This window comes from Paracoccus yibinensis (assembly GCF_030846195.1).
Lineage (GTDB): Bacteria > Pseudomonadota > Alphaproteobacteria > Rhodobacterales > Rhodobacteraceae > Paracoccus > Paracoccus yibinensis.
In genome coordinates this window covers 550,766-566,497 of sequence record NZ_JAVCWH010000003.1, presented here as the reverse complement: position 1 = coordinate 566,497, position 15,732 = coordinate 550,766, and the positions used below count along the sequence as shown (strand labels likewise).

Annotated in this window: 15 protein-coding genes; 9 read left to right on the top strand and 6 right to left on the bottom strand. The window is 67.0% G+C overall.

The features are described from left to right. Positions 1-55 precede the first annotated feature (55 nt). A complete protein-coding gene (locus RAH32_RS09870) occupies positions 56-499 on the top strand; it encodes an NUDIX domain-containing protein (protein WP_306607580.1) in 444 nt (147 codons plus the stop codon). Here RAH32_RS09870 and RAH32_RS09865 read toward each other — a convergent pair. From RAH32_RS09865 to RAH32_RS09855, 3 genes are read right to left on the bottom strand one after another with little or no spacing between them, the layout of a single operon-like run. Beyond that, positions 496-1,797 carry a PP2C family protein-serine/threonine phosphatase gene (locus RAH32_RS09865; protein ID WP_306607577.1) on the bottom strand — a complete coding sequence of 434 codons (1,302 nt, stop codon included), beginning with the start codon at positions 1,795-1,797 and terminating at the stop codon, positions 496-498. The two genes, RAH32_RS09870 and RAH32_RS09865, sit on opposite strands and share 4 nt — an antisense overlap. Before the next feature lie 40 nt (positions 1,798-1,837). Then, complete coding sequence (gene ilvA / locus RAH32_RS09860; RefSeq protein WP_306607575.1) at positions 1,838-3,124, bottom strand: threonine ammonia-lyase IlvA; 1,287 nt, start codon at positions 3,122-3,124, stop codon at positions 1,838-1,840. A gap of 28 nt (positions 3,125-3,152) precedes the next feature. Continuing rightward, a complete protein-coding gene (locus tag RAH32_RS09855) occupies positions 3,153-3,893 on the bottom strand; it encodes a hypothetical protein (protein ID WP_306607573.1) in 741 nt (246 codons plus the stop codon). Between the two features lie 104 nt (positions 3,894-3,997). Here RAH32_RS09855 and RAH32_RS09850 point away from each other — a divergent pair, with 104 nt between their 5' ends. From RAH32_RS09850 to RAH32_RS09840, 3 genes are all read left to right on the top strand, one after another. Then, positions 3,998-5,224, top strand: coding sequence for an argininosuccinate synthase (locus RAH32_RS09850; protein WP_306607571.1), 1,227 nt, complete (start codon positions 3,998-4,000; stop codon positions 5,222-5,224). Positions 5,225-5,323: 99 nt separating this feature from the next. After that, positions 5,324-5,857 carry a molybdopterin adenylyltransferase gene (gene mog, locus RAH32_RS09845; RefSeq protein ID WP_306607570.1) on the top strand — a complete coding sequence of 178 codons (534 nt, stop codon included), beginning with the start codon at positions 5,324-5,326 and terminating at the stop codon, positions 5,855-5,857. 6 nt (positions 5,858-5,863) lie between these two features. Further along, positions 5,864-6,655: a uracil-DNA glycosylase gene (locus RAH32_RS09840; RefSeq protein ID WP_306607568.1), complete on the top strand. Its 792-nt coding sequence runs from the start codon at positions 5,864-5,866 to the stop codon at positions 6,653-6,655. A 35-nt stretch (positions 6,656-6,690) separates the two neighbouring features. Here the strand turns inward: RAH32_RS09840 and RAH32_RS09835 are convergent, their stop codons facing one another. Both RAH32_RS09835 and RAH32_RS09830 read right to left on the bottom strand, forming a co-directional pair. Further along, the gene (locus RAH32_RS09835) at positions 6,691-7,407 is read right to left on the bottom strand and encodes an LrgB family protein (protein ID WP_306607566.1); all 717 of its coding nucleotides are present in this window, start codon (positions 7,405-7,407) and stop codon (positions 6,691-6,693) included. Beyond that, a complete protein-coding gene (locus RAH32_RS09830; RefSeq protein WP_306607565.1) occupies positions 7,400-7,780 on the bottom strand; it encodes a CidA/LrgA family protein in 381 nt (126 codons plus the stop codon). The genes RAH32_RS09835 and RAH32_RS09830 overlap by 8 nt, the downstream gene beginning before the upstream one ends. A gap of 141 nt (positions 7,781-7,921) precedes the next feature. Between RAH32_RS09830 and RAH32_RS09825 the strand changes: the two genes are divergently transcribed. From RAH32_RS09825 to RAH32_RS09810, 4 genes are all read left to right on the top strand, one after another. After that, positions 7,922-11,374 carry a chromosome segregation SMC family protein gene (locus RAH32_RS09825; RefSeq protein WP_306607563.1) on the top strand — a complete coding sequence of 1,151 codons (3,453 nt, stop codon included), beginning with the start codon at positions 7,922-7,924 and terminating at the stop codon, positions 11,372-11,374. 48 nt (positions 11,375-11,422) lie between these two features. After that, positions 11,423-11,878 (top strand): RidA family protein, encoded by a 456-nt coding sequence (locus RAH32_RS09820; RefSeq protein WP_306607560.1) that lies wholly within the window; start codon positions 11,423-11,425, stop codon positions 11,876-11,878. Continuing rightward, a complete protein-coding gene (locus tag RAH32_RS09815) occupies positions 11,878-12,630 on the top strand; it encodes a glycerophosphodiester phosphodiesterase family protein (RefSeq protein ID WP_306607559.1) in 753 nt (250 codons plus the stop codon). The genes RAH32_RS09820 and RAH32_RS09815 overlap by 1 nt, the downstream gene beginning before the upstream one ends. Positions 12,631-12,775: 145 nt before the next feature. Continuing rightward, a complete protein-coding gene (locus RAH32_RS09810; RefSeq protein WP_306607558.1) occupies positions 12,776-13,903 on the top strand; it encodes a GNAT family N-acetyltransferase in 1,128 nt (375 codons plus the stop codon). A 29-nt stretch (positions 13,904-13,932) separates the two neighbouring features. On the opposite strand, the gene RAH32_RS09805 is transcribed toward RAH32_RS09810, so the two are convergent. Beyond that, positions 13,933-14,418 (bottom strand): peroxiredoxin, encoded by a 486-nt coding sequence (locus RAH32_RS09805; RefSeq protein WP_306607556.1) that lies wholly within the window; start codon positions 14,416-14,418, stop codon positions 13,933-13,935. Between the two features lie 90 nt (positions 14,419-14,508). Between RAH32_RS09805 and RAH32_RS09800 the strand changes: the two genes are divergently transcribed. Continuing rightward, positions 14,509-15,711: an NAD(P)/FAD-dependent oxidoreductase gene (locus RAH32_RS09800; protein WP_306607554.1), complete on the top strand. Its 1,203-nt coding sequence runs from the start codon at positions 14,509-14,511 to the stop codon at positions 15,709-15,711. The last annotated feature ends 21 nt before the right edge of the window (positions 15,712-15,732 follow it).

Sequence of the window (15,732 nt, the reverse complement as noted above, 5' to 3'; positions counted from 1 at the left end):
GCTTTTGCGCGGTTTCCCCCTGCGCTAGAGAAGGGCCAACGAACCCGGAGTCCGCATGATCCGCCGATACGGCCATTCCCCCAGGCGTGGGCAGTCTTACCATCTGCGGCCGGGCGCCTATGGCCTTCTGACCCGCGAGGGAAAGCTGCTGCTGACCCGCCAGGCTGCGCCCGAACCCGAATACCAGTTGCCGGGCGGGGGCATCGACCCAGGAGAAACCGGCCTGCGCGCGCTGCACCGCGAGGTCTGCGAGGAAACCGGCTGGACCATCGGCAATCCCCGCTGGCTGGGCATCTATCGCCGCTTTGCCTTCATGCCCGATTACGGGCGATACGCCGAAAAACTGTGCCACGTCTGGATCGCCCGGCCGGTCCTGCGCCTGTCACCCCCGTCCGAGCCGCATCACAGCGCGCATTGGGCCAGTCCGCCTGCGGCCATGAAACTGCTGGCCGATCCAGGCGCGCGGGCTTTCCTGGCCCGGTTCCGCCACCTGATCTAGCGTCGCGGCAGGGGCACGGTCTCGGCGGGGGCAAGGTATTCTATCAGCACGGCCGACATGTCGTCCTGGCGTTCGCCCCGGCAGTACTCCGACACCGACCAGGCCATCGACTCCAGAAAAACGTGCCCGCCCAGAAAGGCGTTTGTGCGCAGGATCGCCTCGACCCCATCATCCCCCAGAAGACGGCCGGCGGGATTCGTGGCCTCGGTGATGCCGTCCGAACAGATCAGCAGCCTGTCGCCCGGTTTCAGGATCACCTCGATCTCGTCGAAGACCGGCCGTTCGAAGACGCCGATCGGCATCCCGCCATTGCCCAGCGGCAGCACCGAGCCATCAGCGCGCTGCAGGACGGGATGGGGGTGCCCCGCCTGGACCATCCGCAACCTGCCCGTCACATGGTTCAGGTCGGCATAGATCATCGTGTAATAGGTGTCGGTCGCCATCTCCTCGAGCATCATGTTGTTGAAGAAATGGGCAAGCGCCGCAGGGCTGACGGCATCGGTCCCGGTCTGGGCCGCGCGCAAGGCGACGTTCTGGTCGGCCGAGCCTGACAGATGCACGGATAGCTGCGCGGTCAGCAGCGCGGCCGTCACGCCATGGCCAGATACGTCCAAGGCATAGATGCCCACCCGATCATCGCCGATGGGAAAGAAGCCCACCAGGTCCCCGCCGATATGCCCAGCAGGCCGCAGCAACAGCGACAACTGGATCGGACCGAAGCGACCCGACCGCTGCTTGACCAGCCCCTGCTGCAACTTGCGCGCTTCTTGCAGGTCGCGGTCTATCGCGGCCTGGGTGTCGCGCAGCCGGTCAAGCGCGGCGCGAAGCTGGGCATTGCTGGACCGCAGATCCTCCTCGACCCGCAGGATGCGTTCGCCCGCGGCCAGGCGCGCCAGCAAGTCCTGCTTGGTGACGGGCATTGCCAGGAAGTCGTCTGCCCCCGCCTCCAGCCCGCGGGCGATGTCCTCGTGATCCTGGGCCGAGGTCAGCAGCACGAAATAGCCATATCTGCTGCGTTCTCCGGCGCGGAAGGCGCGGCACAGGTCAAGACCGGATTCCCTGCCCGCCCCCCCAGGAATGATCCAGTCGGACAGCACGATATCGGGTTCGATCCGCTGGCACAGTTGCAGCGCATCGGCGACTGATCCCGCCTCCAGCACCTCATAGCGAGCACGGCGCAGGGGGACCGACAGGATGCGCCGCTGCGCATCGCTGGGGCTGACGATCAGCACGCGCCGTATCAGCCGGTTCGTGGTCGGCTTGGCTAGAACAGGAGACAGGCGATTCGTGCGTTTCATGCGATTGTGATACCCCCCTGCCGGTAAAGGGGGGGTTAAATCACACGAGCAATTCCGCCAGGATCTCGTCGTTGGTGATGTCGCGATAGACAAATCCCGCATGGTCCAGCCGCGTCTTCAGCGCCGTCAGGTTCTGCGGGGCCGAGGTTTCGATGCCGATCAGGATCGAGCCGAAGTTGCGCGCCGACTTCTTGAGGTATTCGAACCGCGCCACGTCGTCATCGGGACCAAGCAGTTCCAGGAAATCGCGCAGTGCGCCGGGGCGCTGCGGCAGGCGCAGGACGAAATACTTCTTCACCCCCGCAAAGCGTTGGGCACGTTCCTTGACCTCGGGCAGGCGTTCGAAATCGAAATTGCCGCCCGAACAGACGCAGACCACGCGCTTGCCGGAAAGGTCACCCAGATCCGCCAGCACGTCGATGGCAAGCGCGCCCGCGGGTTCCAGCACCACCCCCTCGTGGTTCAGCATCTGCAACATGGTGATGCATATCCGATCCTCGGGCGCGAGATGTACGTCCTGCGGGGCAAAACGGCGCAGCGCCTCGAAGGGCAGGGCGCCGATGCGCGCCACGGCGGCGCCATCGACGAAATTGTCCACGGCAGGCAGTGCCACCGGCGCGCCCTGTTGCAGCGCCGCTTGAAGGCTGGCGCCACCCAGCGGTTCGGCAAAGGCGAATTGCGTGCCCGGCGCCATCTCGGCGAAATAGCGCGTGACCCCTGCCGCCAGCCCGCCGCCGCCCACCGGCAGCACCACCAGATCAGGCGCGTCGCCCAACTGCTCCAGCATCTCCAGCCCCACGGTGGCCTGGCCTTCGATCACATCGGCCGAATCGAAGGGGGCCAGGAACTGCGCCCCGTGTTCGGCTGCGAAGGCTTGGGACGCCGCCAGCGTCTGGTCGAAATAGTCGCCGGTCAGCACGATCTCGATCGCGTCGCCGCCGAAGACCTTGGTCTTGTCGATCTTCTGCTTGGGCGTCGTCACCGGCATGAAGATCGTGCCGCGCGCGCCGAAATGGCGGCAGGCAAAGGCCACGCCCTGCGCATGATTGCCCGCGCTGGCGCAGACGAAATGCGCGTTCGTCGCCTGCCCGGGCGTGACCCGCTTGCGCATGGCGTTGAAGGCGCCGCGCAGCTTGTAGGAGCGCACGGGGGTCAGATCCTCGCGCTTGAGCCAGATCTCCGCGCCGAACCGGGCCGACAGATGGTCGTTGCGCTGGAGGGGCGTCGGCTCGAACAGGTCGCGGATCGCGACCTCCGCCTGACGGACGAGATCAGCGAAGCTAGGGGCGGCGAGGGTGGGGGCGGCGTTTTCCATGTGCTTGCGCATGACGCGAAAGCGGGCATTTGGCAAGCGTTCAGCGCAGCGGGCGGCCTTCGACGTAGTGGCCCCAGAGGGTGGTCAGGACCGAGAGGGTGACAAGCGAGGCCAACCAGTAGAATACCAGGATGAAGCCAAAGATAAGCGCATCCGGCAGATCGCTGGCCTCGACAGCCATGCTGGCCGCCTCGGCCAAGGCGTTGACTGCCAGTGCGATGATCGCCAGCAAGAGAACAGTTCCGCCAGCCGGTTTCATGCTTTCCCAAGCCGCGCGGACCGGCTGCCGCGCACCAATGGCGGCACCTGGCAGCGCCGTTCCCAGGATCAAGGCCAGGCCATGGGAAAGGATCGCCAGGGCAACGGCTGCCAGGACAGCCAGCAAACCGCCCCCGCCTGCTGCCACAGCAGTGACAACAAGGCCGATCAGCAAAGCGGCGGCAAACATGGCCAGAGCGATCAACAGGCAAACGCCAACATAGCGCATCATGGCCGCACGAGGCGGTGGCGAAAGCAGGTTTTCCTGTTCGTTCAAGAGAACAAAGCGATGCCAGCGGACGGCAAGCCACACAAGGCTGTGCAGATAAACCAAGCCAAGCGCCAGCACTGTCAGGAACCAGCCCCCGGACGGCTGGTTGCCGTCCAGGCCGGCAAGCCAAGATACCACGATGCCCAGCAAGATCGCCTGGATTGCCAATGGCGGCACGGAAATAGCCAGCACCTGCCGCGAATTGCCGAAAACCTGCCGCAATGCGTGCAGCAGGATGCGAAAAGCCTTCATCCAATACCCCTGCTCAAATCAGGCCCGTCCTGGCCGTTCCTTGCCCTTGTGACAACGCGCCAACTGCCTTATTGCCCCGGAAACTTTGCCGAAGGGTTAACCGCATGTCTGACGCGCCGAAAAAAGTCGTCCTTGCCTATTCGGGCGGGCTGGACACCTCGATCATCCTCAAGTGGCTGCAAACCGAATACGGCTGCGAGGTCATCACCTTCACCGCCGACCTGGGGCAGGGCGAGGAACTGGAGCCGGCGCGCAAGAAGGCGGAACTGCTTGGAATCGCACCGGAAAACATCCACATCGAAGACCTGCGCGAGGAATTCGTGCGCGACTTCGTCTTTCCGATGTTCCGCGCCAACGCGGTCTACGAGGGGCTGTATCTGCTGGGCACGTCCATCGCGCGCCCCCTGATTTCCAAGCGGCTTGTGGAACTGGCGCACCAGCACGGCGCGGACGCGGTGGCCCATGGCGCGACCGGCAAGGGCAACGACCAGGTGCGGTTCGAGCTGTCGGCCTATGCGCTGGATCCGTCGATCAAGGTCATCGCGCCCTGGCGGCTGTGGGATCTGACCAGCCGCACCAAGCTGATCGAGTTCGCGGAAGCGAACCAGATCCCCATCGCCAAGGACAAGCGCGGCGAGGCGCCCTTCAGCGTGGACGCGAACCTGCTGCACACCTCTTCCGAAGGCAAGGCACTGGAAAACCCCGCCGAGGCCGCGCCCGACTATGTCTATCAGCGCACCGTGAACCCCGAGGATGCGCCGGATCAGCCCGAATTCATCGAGGTCACCTTTGAGCGCGGCGATGCGGTGGCAATCAACGGCGAGGCGCTGTCCCCCGCCACCATCCTGACCCGCCTGAACGAACTGGGCGGCAGGCATGGCATCGGGCGGCTGGACTTCGTGGAAAACCGCTTCGTCGGCATGAAGTCGCGCGGCATCTATGAAACCCCCGGCGGCACGATCCTGCTGGAAGCCCATCGCGGGATCGAGCAGATCACGCTGGACAGCGGGTCGGGCCACCTCAAGGACAGCCTGATGCCGCGCTATGCGGAACTGATCTACAACGGCTTCTGGTTCAGCCCCGAGCGCGAGATGCTGCAGGCCCTGATCGACAAGTCGCAGGAGCATGTCTCGGGCACAGTGCGGCTGAAGCTCTACAAGGGCCTTGCCACCTGCGTCGGCCGGTGGTCGGACCAGTCGCTTTATTCCGAGGCGCATGTCACCTTCGAGGACGACGCCGGCGCCTATGACCAGAAGGACGCGGCGGGCTTCATCCGCCTGAATGCGCTGCGCCTGAAGCTGGTCGCAAACCGGAACGCGCGGAACAAGTAGTCTGCCCGCATCATGCACCAAGGGCCGCGGCATCCCCGCGGCCTTTTCTTTTGCGCGGGCCTGTCCCACAGTGGCCGCGACCAGCGAAAGGCCCGCGCCATGACCGACCGCCCCGCCCGCATCAGCATCGTCACCGTCAGCGACCGCGCCGCCCGCGGCGAATACGAGGACAAGGGCGGCCCCGGCGCCGAGGCCTGGCTGCGCGACGTGATCACCTCGCCCATGCAAATCGACCGCGTGATCGTTCCCGACGGGCGAGAGGGCGTGGCCGCGACCCTGCGCGAACTGGTCGAAGGGGGCGCCGACCTGATCCTTGTCACTGGCGGCACGGGTCCCGCACCGCGCGACCAGACGCCCGAGGCTGTGATGGACGTAGCCGAGAAGGAACTGGAGGGCTTCGGAGAGGAAATGCGCCGCGCCTCGCTGCTGGAGGTGCCGACGGCGATCCTGTCGCGGCAGACGGCGGTGATCCGGGACGCGACGCTGATCATCACGCTGCCGGGAAAGCCTGCGGCAATTGCGACCTGCTTGAACGCGGTGTTCGCGGCGGTGCCGTATTGCCTGGATCTGATTGGCGCGGCGCGGGTGGAGACGGATGCGGGGAAGGTGAAGGCGTTTCGGCCTGGGAGTTGAGGCACAATGATGTTGGAGGATCCTTCACCCACAGGACCACGCGCCTTTAAGGAAATCAGCGCCATCCAGACGCGCTATAGGTTGAGAGCCGATCCGCACATCGCGCCTCTGGCAAAATTCGTTGATAGTTTGCGCGCAGAGAACCGGGGCTTTGTGCCGGACTTCGATCCGCTTGACGGCGGCGTTGATGCTGAAATCCTGTTTTTGCTGGAGAAGCCTGGCCCGAAGACAGATCCAGCAAGGGGTGGCTCGGGATTCATCTCTCGCGACAACGATGATCCAAGCGCAGAAGCCTTGTATCACTTCATGAAGATTGCGGGAGTTCCTCGACGCGCCAGCGTGATCTGGAACATGATTCCCTGGTGGAATGGCACTACAGACTTAACTGCTGCGGAACGTCGGGACGGGATGTTGAGAGTCGCAGAATTGTTGCGATTGTTGCCCCGCTTGCGATCAGTAGTGCTGGTCGGCAATCAGGCCAAGAAAGCGCGCGGCATAGTCGAAGATGCAGGAATGCGCGTGTTCGAATCTGCACATCCATCCGCGCAGGTTCGCGGAACCAATCGCAAGCTTTGGGAGCGGATACCGGGGCAATGGCGGCAAGCGTACGAAGCCTGTCTGCCGACTTACGACCCGATAGCCAAATTCAGCTACGGTCCAGGAGATCTGCAAATCGAGACCTCGCTGCCTGACGACGCGGCAGAAGAATATGCGGCACTTCAGCGTGTTTGGACAGCCCGCAAAGAATTGGATGAAGCCATGGATGAGTTGCAACGGCTAAGAAAAATGAAAGAATAGGACCGGTCTTCGTTCTTACGACATAGGATCTCCTCTCACCCCAGCCACCCCACCACGATTGGCGCGATCACCGCCGTCAGCACCGCGTTCATCCCCATCCCGATCCCCGAGAAGGCGCCCGCCGTCTGGTTCACCTGGAACGCCCTCGCCGTCCCGATGCCATGCGCGGCCACCCCCACAGCAAAGCCCCGCGCGCGCCAATCCCTCACCCGCAGCGCGTTCAGCAGCGGCGTCACCACGATCGCCCCGAAGATCCCCGTCAGCAGCACCAGGGCGGCGGTCAGGGTCGGCTGGCCTCCGATCCGTTCGGCGATTCCGATGGCGACCGGGGCCGTGGTCGATTTTGGCGCGAGCGACGCCAGCACCGGGCCGGAGATCCCGAAGGCGCGGGCGATCACCAGGGCGGACACCACCGCCACCCCGGACCCCACGAACAGACCCGCCAGCATCGGCCACAGGGCGCGGCGAACGCGGGGCAGGTTGTCATAGAGCGGCAGCGCCAGGCAGACCGTCGCCGGGCCCAGCATGAAGTGGACGAACTGCGCGCCCTCGAAATAGGTGGTATAGTCGGTGCCCGTCGCACCCAGCAAGATCGCCAGCAGGATCACCGCGATCAGCACCGGATTCGCCCAGCTTTGCCGCCTTGCTGCTCGGAACAGCGCATCGCCTACAACATAGGCCACCAGCGTCGCCGTCAGCCACAGCAGCGGCCCCTGTGCCAGATAGGACCAGATCAGCGCCGGATCAGTCATCGCCGCGCCCCTTCAATGCCGATGGATCGACCGTTCCCGTCCACCGCGCCACGGCCTGGAAGGCCAGCGCCCCCGCCGCGATTGCCAGCACCGTGGAGCCCATGATCGCCAGCGCCAGCCCGATACCCTTGTCGCGCAGCACCGGCCAATGCGCCACGACGCCGACGCCCGCAGGCACGAAGAACAGCGACAGATGCGACAGCAGGCCCTGGGCGGTCGGCCTCAGCCGGTTGGCCAGCGCGGGCCGCAGCACGCAGGCGGCGACCAGCAGGCACAGCCCCACGACCGGACCGGGCAGGGGCAGGTCCAGCGCGCGGGACAGGATCTCTCCGACCAGCTGAAAGGCCAGAATCAGGGACAGGGCGCTTATCATGCCCGGATGGTATCAAGAAACGGCGGCGGGACTATGCGCATCTTGTGGAAACTGCCTTGCACTGTGCCAGATGTAGCGCGCAATGGTTGACTCGGGTGCCCGCAATGCGACAATCCCCCGAAGAACCAGAAGGAACACTGCTTGCGCTTCGACCGACTGCGACTGAACGGCTTTAAAAGCTTCGTGGACCCGACTGACCTGGTCATCCGCGAGGGGCTGACCGGCGTCGTTGGCCCGAACGGCTGCGGCAAGTCGAACCTGCTGGAGGCGCTGCGCTGGGTCATGGGCGAGAACCGCCCCACCGCCATGCGCGGCGAGGGGATGGAGGACGTGATCTTCGCGGGCACCGCGCGCCGGTCGGCCCGTGCCCATGCCGAGGTCGTGCTGACCGTGGACAACCGCGACCGTCTGGCGCCCGCGGGCTTCAACGACGAAGACCAGTTCGACATCGTGCGGCGCATCACCCGCGACGCGGGCAGCGCCTACAAGATCGGCGGCAAGGACGTGCGGGCGCGGGACGTGCAGATGCTGTTCGCGGACGCCTCGACCGGGGCGCACAGCCCGGCGCTGGTGCGGCAGGGGCAGATCAGCGAACTGATCAGCGCCAAGCCCAGGTCGCGCCGCCGCATCCTGGAGGAAGCGGCCGGGATCAGCGGGCTTTATCAGCGCCGCCACGAGGCGGAACTGAAGCTGAACGGGGCCGAGGCGAACCTGGTGCGGGTTGACGATACGCTGGACCAGTTGTCCACGCAGGCCGCCAGCCTTGCCCGGCAGGCGCGCACCGCCGCGCGATACCGCGAGATCGGCGCGGCGCTGCGCCTGGCCGAGGGGGCGCTGCTTTATCGCCGCTGGTCCGAAGCCGAGGCGACGCATCTGGCCGCCGCCGATGCGCTGGCCGCTACCGGCCGCGAGGCAGGCGCCGCCGAAGCCGCGTCCAAGGAGGCGGCGTCCCGGCGCGAGGCGGCCGAGGCTGCCCTGCCGGACCTGCGCGAGGAGGAACAGGTCGCCGCCGCAATCCTGTCGCGCCTGGGGGCCGAGCGTGAGGCCCTGGACGAGGCCGATGCGCGCGCCCTTGCGGCCATTGCCGGCCTGCGGGCCCGTATCGGCCAGCTTGCCCGCGATATCGACCGAGAGGAGGCGCTGAACCGCGACGCTGGCGAGGTGGTCGAACGGCTGGCAGGGGAAAAGGCGGACCTGGAACGAGCGGCGGAGGGGCACGACGCCCGCCTTGACGCGGCGGCCCAAGCGGCAGAGGAAGCCGCCGAGGCGCTGCGAGAGCTTGAGGCGCGACTGGCCGAGTTGACCGACGAGGCGGCCCGTCTGGCTGCGCGGCATCAATCGGCCGAACGTCTGGTGGCCGATCTGCGCGCCATGCTGGACCGAACCGAGCGTGCCAGCGCCGAGGCGCGGGAGAATGTTGCAGGCGCAGCGGAAACCGGCGCCACAGCCCAGCAGGCAGTGACCGAGGCCCAGCAGGCGCAAGACCTTGCCATAGCTCGCGTCGAGGGCGCAGAGGATGCCTTGGCCCAGGCCGAAGCCGCGCGCGCCGCAGCCGAGGCCGCCGAGGCCCAGGCCCGCATCGTGCGTGCCGAGGCCGAGGGCGAATCCGGGGCGCTTGCTGCCGAAATGGCCGCTCTGCGGCGGCTGGTGGAACGTGGCGGGTCGGGTGGACAGGCGATCCTGGACCAGGTGACGGTCGCCGAGGGATATGAAGCGGCTTTTGGCGCGGCGCTTGGGGACGACCTGAATGCCGGGTTGGCGGCGGACGGGGCTGGCGGCTGGCATCTGCTGGCCGGATGGGACGATCCGCAACCCTTGCCCGGCGGCGCTGCCCCCGTGGCCTCGCATGTCACCGGTCCCGCCGTTCTGGCGCGCAGGCTGTCCCAGGTCGGGCTTGTGGCGGACGCAGAGACGGCGGCTTCCATGCAGGCCGATCTGCAGCCGGGACAGCGGCTGGTGACACGGGCGGGGGATCTGTTCCGCTGGGATGGGATGCGCGTTCTGGCGGGCGAGGCTTCATCGGCCGCAGCCCTGCATCTGCAGCAGGTCAACAAGCTGGCCGAGATCACCATCCAGGCGGAAGCGGCCACGGCCCGTGCGGACGCCGCGATCGAGGCGCACGAGGATGCGCGCGCCACCTTGTCCGATGCGGCAGGGGCCGAAAGATCGGCGCGCGATGCACGGCGCGATGCGGAACGGCATCTGTCGGATGCGGCGCGTGCCCTGACGCGCGCGGAATCGGACCTGTCCCTGGCCCGCAGCCGGGCGGAAGCAGCGCGTGTGGAACTGGCGCGCCATCAGGCCGATGTTGCCGATGTTCGGGTCCGCCTGATCAAGGCGCAGGCCGCGCTGGCGGACCTGCCCGACCCGTCTCAGGCGGCGATGGCCCTGGACCATGCCCGCACCGGGGTCGAGGCCGCGCGGATCGCGACGATGTCCCGCCGCGCCGCGCTGGACGAGTTGCGGCGCGAGGGCAGCGAGCGTGCCAGGCGCCTGAACCAGATCGCCAAGGAGGAAGCCGGCTGGGCGCAACGCCTGCATCAGGCGGGGACGCGGGCCGCCGAATTGATCGCCCGACGCGACGACGCCCTCTCCGACCTGACCCAGGCCGAGGAACAGCCCGCGCTGCTGGCCAATCGCCGCGCCAGCCTGCAGGGCCGCGAGGCGCAGGCCCAGGCACGCCTGTCGGCCGCGCGCGACGCGCTGTCGGTGGCCGAAGACGCCGCCCGCGCCGCCGCCCATGCGGAACGCGAAGCCGAGCGCGCCGCATCTGACGCCCGCGAAACCCGCGCCCTGCGCGAGGCCCGCTCCGAAGCCGCGCGCGATGCAGAGGCCGCTGCCCGGCTGCGCATCCTGGAGGATGCGGAGACCACGCCGCAGATGCTGCTGGCCTCGCTTGGCGACGAGGCTGTCCAAGCGCCCGCCGCCGCGCTGGAGGACCGGATCGCGCGGCTGCGGACGCAGCGCGACGCACTTGGCGCCGTGAACCTGCGCGCCGAGGAAGACAAGCAGGAGCTTGAGGCCGAGCGCGACCGCATCGCCGCCGAGAAGTCGGACCTCGAGGAAGCCATTCGCAAGCTGCGGGCGGGCATTGCCAGCCTGAACCGGGAAGGGCGCGAAAGGCTGCTGGCGGCCTTTGATGCGGTGAATGCCAATTTCACGACCCTGTTCACCACCCTGTTCGGCGGGGGCGAGGCGCGGCTGGTGCTGGTCGAATCCGACGATCCGCTGGACGCGGGGCTGGAAATCATGTGCCAGCCGCCCGGCAAGAAGCTGTCCACCCTGTCGCTGCTGTCCGGGGGCGAACAGACGCTGACGGCCATGGCGCTGATCTTCGCGGTCTTCCTGGCCAACCCCGCCCCGATCTGCGTCTTGGACGAGGTGGATGCGCCGCTGGACGACGCCAATGTCAGCCGCTTCTGCGACCTGCTGGACGAGATGACGCGGCGCACCGACACGCGTTTTCTGATCATCACCCACCACGCCGTCACCATGTCGCGCATGGACCGACTGTTCGGCGTCACCATGGTCGAACAGGGCGTCAGCCAGCTTGTCAGCGTGGACCTGAAGCGCGCCGAGGCTCTGGTCGCGTAAGCCGGGCCTTGCTACGGTGCCGCGCGAATCCAGTCCGAGGAAGACACCATGAGCATCGAAGCGACCCTGGCGGAAAAAGGCATCACCCTTCCAGCAGCCCCCGCGCCCGCGGCGAATTACGTGCCCTTCGTGCAGACCGGCAACCTGATCTTCGTGTCGGGCCAGATCAGCCAGGACGAGAGCGGCCTGATCAAGGGCCGCCTGGGCGACGGCATGTCCGTCGACGAAGGCGCCGCAGCCGCCCGCCGCTGCGGGCTGTCTCTGATCGCGCAACTGAAGGCCGCCGTTGGCGACCTGGATCGCGTGCGCCGCGTGGTCAAGCTGACGGGATTTGTGAACTCGACCGCCGATTTCACCGACCAGCCCAAGGTCATCAACGGCTGTTCCGACCTGATGGTCGAGGTTTTTGGCGACGCGGGCCGCCACGCCCGCGCCGCCGTGTCGGCGCCCGCGCTGCCCCTGGGCGTCGCGGTGGAAATCGAAGCGATCTTCGAGGTCGCGTGATGAACCTGCACCCCGCCTTCCTGACGACACCCATTGCGCATCGTGGCCTGCATGGTCCGGGCGTCCCGGAAAACAGCCTGGCCGCCGCGCAGGCAGCCATCGATGCAGGCTATGCGATTGAACTGGACATCCAGCCTGCCAGGGACGGCACGGCCATGGTGTTTCACGATTATGACCTTGCGCGCCTGACCGGAGCCGAGGGTCTGATTGCAGGGTTCGATGCCGATGCATTGGCGGCCCGTCGCCTGCTGGGCAGCGACCACCCGGTCCCGACCCTGCGGCAGTTCCTGGATCTGGTTGCGGGCCGCGTGCCCTTGCTGATCGAGATCAAGGATCAGGACATGTCGCTTGGTGCCGATATCGGTCAGTTGCACCGGGCGGTGGCGGATGACCTGCAAGGCTATGGCGGGCCGGTCGCGGTGATGTCCTTCAACCCGCATGTGGTCGCGGGCTTTCATGCGCTGGCCCCGGACATCCCGGTGGGCTTGACTACCTGCGGATATGAGGAAGCCGACTGGCCCGGCATCCCCGAGGATCGCCGCAGCCATCTGGCCGGGATCAACGATTTCGACCAGACGGGTTCCTGCTTCGTGTCCCACGACAAGCGCGACCTGGGCAATGCACGGCTGGACGCGCTGAAAGCGCAAGGCGTCCCGATCCTGTGCTGGACGATCCGCAGCGTCGAGGAAGAAGCCCTGGCCCGTCGCGTGGCCGACAACATCACCTTTGAAGGCTACCCGGCCGCACTCTGAAACCGGGTCGGGGGGACTTCGCGTCCCCCATCCGCCCCAAGGGGCGGATCCCCCCTGCGGGATATTTGGGCCAAAGTGAAACGCCTGCGGTATTGTGACGTGGCGGGCGCTGACAAATGCTTTGCAACCGCCTAGCTTCGCTGGAATGAGCACGCTGACCTTTTCCACCCGTCCCGGCATTGGTTCGATCCCGGCCCAGACCTGGGACGGATTGGGCGACGGCAATCCCTTCACCACCCATCGTTTCCTGCTGGCCTTGGAGGAGTCCGGGTCGGTCGGGCGGGGGACCGGCTGGCAGCCGCTGCATGTCACGCTGGAGGCGGATGGCCAGGTGGTCGCCGCTGCGCCGCTTTACGCGAAATCCCACAGCCAGGGCGAATACATCTTCGACCATGCCTGGGCCGAGGCCTTTCAGCGGGCCGGCGGGCGCTATTATCCCAAGCTGCAGGCGGCGGTGCCCTTTACCCCGGTTACGGGCGCGCGGCTTCTGACCCGTGATCCGGCCATGCGCCAGTCGCTGCTGGCCGGGATGACGCAGGTTGCCGAACGGGGCGGGGCGTCTGGCGTCCACGTCACCTTCTGCACGGAAGCCGAGGCGCAGGCCGGGGCCGAGATCGGCTTCCTGCCCCGCGTCACGCAGCAGTTCCATTGGCTGAACCGCGGCTATGGCAGCTTTGACGAATTCCTGGGGGCGCTGTCATCACGCAAGCGCAAGGATCTGCGCAAGGAACGCGTCCGCGCGCAGGGCTTTGGCGGCACGATCCGGCACCTGACAGGCGACGACCTGAAGCCGCATCACTGGGACGCCTTCTGGACCTTCTACCAGGACACCGGGAGCCGCAAATGGGGGCGGCCCTACCTGACGCGGACCTTCTTCGACTGCCTCCAGCAGACCATGCGCGACGACATCCTGCTGGTTTTGGCCGAACGCGACGGCCGTCCCGTCGCCGGGGCGCTGAACTTCCTGGGACCGGACGCGATCTATGGCCGCTATTGGGGCTGCGTCGAGGATCACCCCTTCCTGCATTTCGAATTGTGCTATCATCAGGCCATCGACCACGCCATCAAGCAGGGCCTGTCCCGCGTCGAGGCGGGCGCCCAGGGCGAACACAAGCTGGCGCGAGGATATGAGCCGGTCGCCACTCATTCCCTGCACTGGGTTGCTGACGAGGGCTTTCAGCGCGCCTTGGCCGACTATCTTGACCGAGAACGCGAGGCGATGGGCGAGGAGATCGATGCCCTTGCGGACTTCACCCCCTTCCGAAAGGGCTAGGGACCGGCTGGCCGCCGGTCCCGCCAGGATCAGGCCTTTTCCAGCAGCGCTTCGCCCGCGCTGACGCCGCACTGGCCGGGGCTGTCCTCGACGTCGATCGCCTCGAAGGTGCCGTCCTTCAGCAGCGCCGCATAGCGTTTCGAGCGGCCATAGAAGCCCGCGGGCGGCGCATCGAAGTTCAGGCCGAGCGCGCGGGTCAGGCTGCCATCGGCATCGGCCAGAACCTCGATTCCCGCGTCCTGGGCGCCGGTGGACTTGGCCCAGGCATCGGCCACGAAGGGATCGTTCACGGTCACGCAGACGATGCGGTCCACACCCTTGTCGCGGAAGGCATCGGCATTGCGCACGAAGCTGGGCATGTGGGCATTGGTGCAGGTGCCGGTGAAGGCGCCCGGCACGCCGAACAGGGCGACGCGGCCCTGGGCCAGGTCGGCAGTGTCCACGGCTTCGGGGCCATTCGCGCCCACGCGCAGCAGCTTGCCCTGGGGCAGCTTGTCTCCGACGGTGATGGTCATCCTGTCCTCCTTGGAATTGCAACGGATTCGCGGCGACTATAGGGTGCGGGCCGGTGACAGGCCAGCGGGCCGCAACGGGCAGGGACGGCCATGAAGATCGTGATCGTGGGGGCAGGGCAGGCGGCGGCGTCCATGGCGGCGCGGCTGCGCGCCAAGGGGCATGGGGGCGAGATCGTGGTGATCGGTGCCGAGCCCGCCGCCCCCTATCAGCGCCCGCCGCTGTCCAAGGCTTATCTGCTGGGCCAAATGGGGCTGGAGCGCCTGCTGCTGCGCTCGCCCGAATGGTGGGACGACCAGAACATCACCCTGCGGCTGGGGGAAGCGGCGACAGGCATCGACCCGGCGCGCCGGATGGTTGTCACCGACAAGGGCGAGGTCGGCTATGACGCGCTGGCTCTGACCACGGGCGCGTCGGCCCGCCGCCTGCCTGCCGCCATGGGAGGCGAGCTGCCGGGCGTCCATGTGATCCGCTCCCTGGCGGATGTGGACGCGCTGGCCCCGCAGATGCAGCCGGGCCGCCGGTTGATCGTGATCGGCGGCGGCTATATCGGGCTGGAGGCCGCAGCCGTCGCCTGCAAGATGGACCTGACCGTCACAGTGATCGAGGCCGCCCCGCGCATCCTGAGCCGGGTCGCGGCTGCGGAAACGGCCGACATGATCCGCGCCCTGCACCGCGCGCATGGCGTGCATATCTTGGAAGGCACCGGCCTCTCCCACATCACCGGCACGGATCATGCGACCGGGGTGGCGCTGAACGACGGGCGCGAGCTTCCCGCCGACCTGATCGTCACGGGCATTGGCGTCCTGCCGGACACGGCGCTGGCGCAGACGGCTGGCCTGACCCTGGACAACGGGATCGCCACCGATGCCCTGGGCCGGACCTCGGATCCGGCAATCTGGGCGGCGGGGGATTGCGCCAGCTTCCCTTGGCAAGGCAAGCGGCTGCGCCTGGAAAGCGTCGGCAATGCCATCGACATGGCCGAGGCCGTGGCCGAAAACATCCTGGGCGGGACCACGCCCTATCACCCGAGACCCTGGTTCTGGTCGGATCAATTCGACGCCAAGCTTCAGATTGCAGGGCTAGGAACCGGCCATGACCGGATCGTCACGCGCCCAGGCGACGGCCAGCATGGCGGATCGGTCTGGTATTTCCGCGACAGCCACCTGATCGCCGTCGATGCGCTGAACGATGCCCGCGCCTACATGATCGGCAAGCGCCTGATCGAGGCGGGCCGCAGCCCCGCCCCCGACACCATCGCCACGGCGACCGATCTCAAGGCCCTGCTCGCATGAGCGATCTTCTGTGCCTAAATA

Excerpts from the sequence above, each read along its gene's own strand:
- RAH32_RS09870 (WP_306607580.1), top strand. The coding sequence starts at position 56 with ATGATCCGCCGATACGGCCATTCCCCCAGGCGTGGGCAGTCTTACCAT.
- RAH32_RS09810 (WP_306607558.1), top strand. The coding sequence starts at position 12,776 with ATGAGCACGCTGACCTTTTCCACCCGTCCCGGCATTGGTTCGATCCCG.
- RAH32_RS09865 (WP_306607577.1), bottom strand. The coding sequence starts at position 1,797 with ATGAAACGCACGAATCGCCTGTCTCCTGTTCTAGCCAAGCCGACCACG.
- RAH32_RS09805 (WP_306607556.1), bottom strand. The coding sequence starts at position 14,418 with ATGACCATCACCGTCGGAGACAAGCTGCCCCAGGGCAAGCTGCTGCGC.
- mog (WP_306607570.1), top strand. The coding sequence starts at position 5,324 with ATGACCGACCGCCCCGCCCGCATCAGCATCGTCACCGTCAGCGACCGC.
- RAH32_RS09840 (WP_306607568.1), top strand. The coding sequence starts at position 5,864 with ATGATGTTGGAGGATCCTTCACCCACAGGACCACGCGCCTTTAAGGAA.
- ilvA (WP_306607575.1), bottom strand. The coding sequence starts at position 3,124 with ATGCGCAAGCACATGGAAAACGCCGCCCCCACCCTCGCCGCCCCTAGC.
- RAH32_RS09850 (WP_306607571.1), top strand. The coding sequence starts at position 3,998 with ATGTCTGACGCGCCGAAAAAAGTCGTCCTTGCCTATTCGGGCGGGCTG.
- RAH32_RS09820 (WP_306607560.1), top strand. The coding sequence starts at position 11,423 with ATGAGCATCGAAGCGACCCTGGCGGAAAAAGGCATCACCCTTCCAGCA.
- RAH32_RS09835 (WP_306607566.1), bottom strand. The coding sequence starts at position 7,407 with ATGACTGATCCGGCGCTGATCTGGTCCTATCTGGCACAGGGGCCGCTG.
- RAH32_RS09815 (WP_306607559.1), top strand. The coding sequence starts at position 11,878 with ATGAACCTGCACCCCGCCTTCCTGACGACACCCATTGCGCATCGTGGC.
- RAH32_RS09830 (WP_306607565.1), bottom strand. The coding sequence starts at position 7,780 with ATGATAAGCGCCCTGTCCCTGATTCTGGCCTTTCAGCTGGTCGGAGAG.
- RAH32_RS09855 (WP_306607573.1), bottom strand. The coding sequence starts at position 3,893 with ATGAAGGCTTTTCGCATCCTGCTGCACGCATTGCGGCAGGTTTTCGGC.
- RAH32_RS09800 (WP_306607554.1), top strand. The coding sequence starts at position 14,509 with ATGAAGATCGTGATCGTGGGGGCAGGGCAGGCGGCGGCGTCCATGGCG.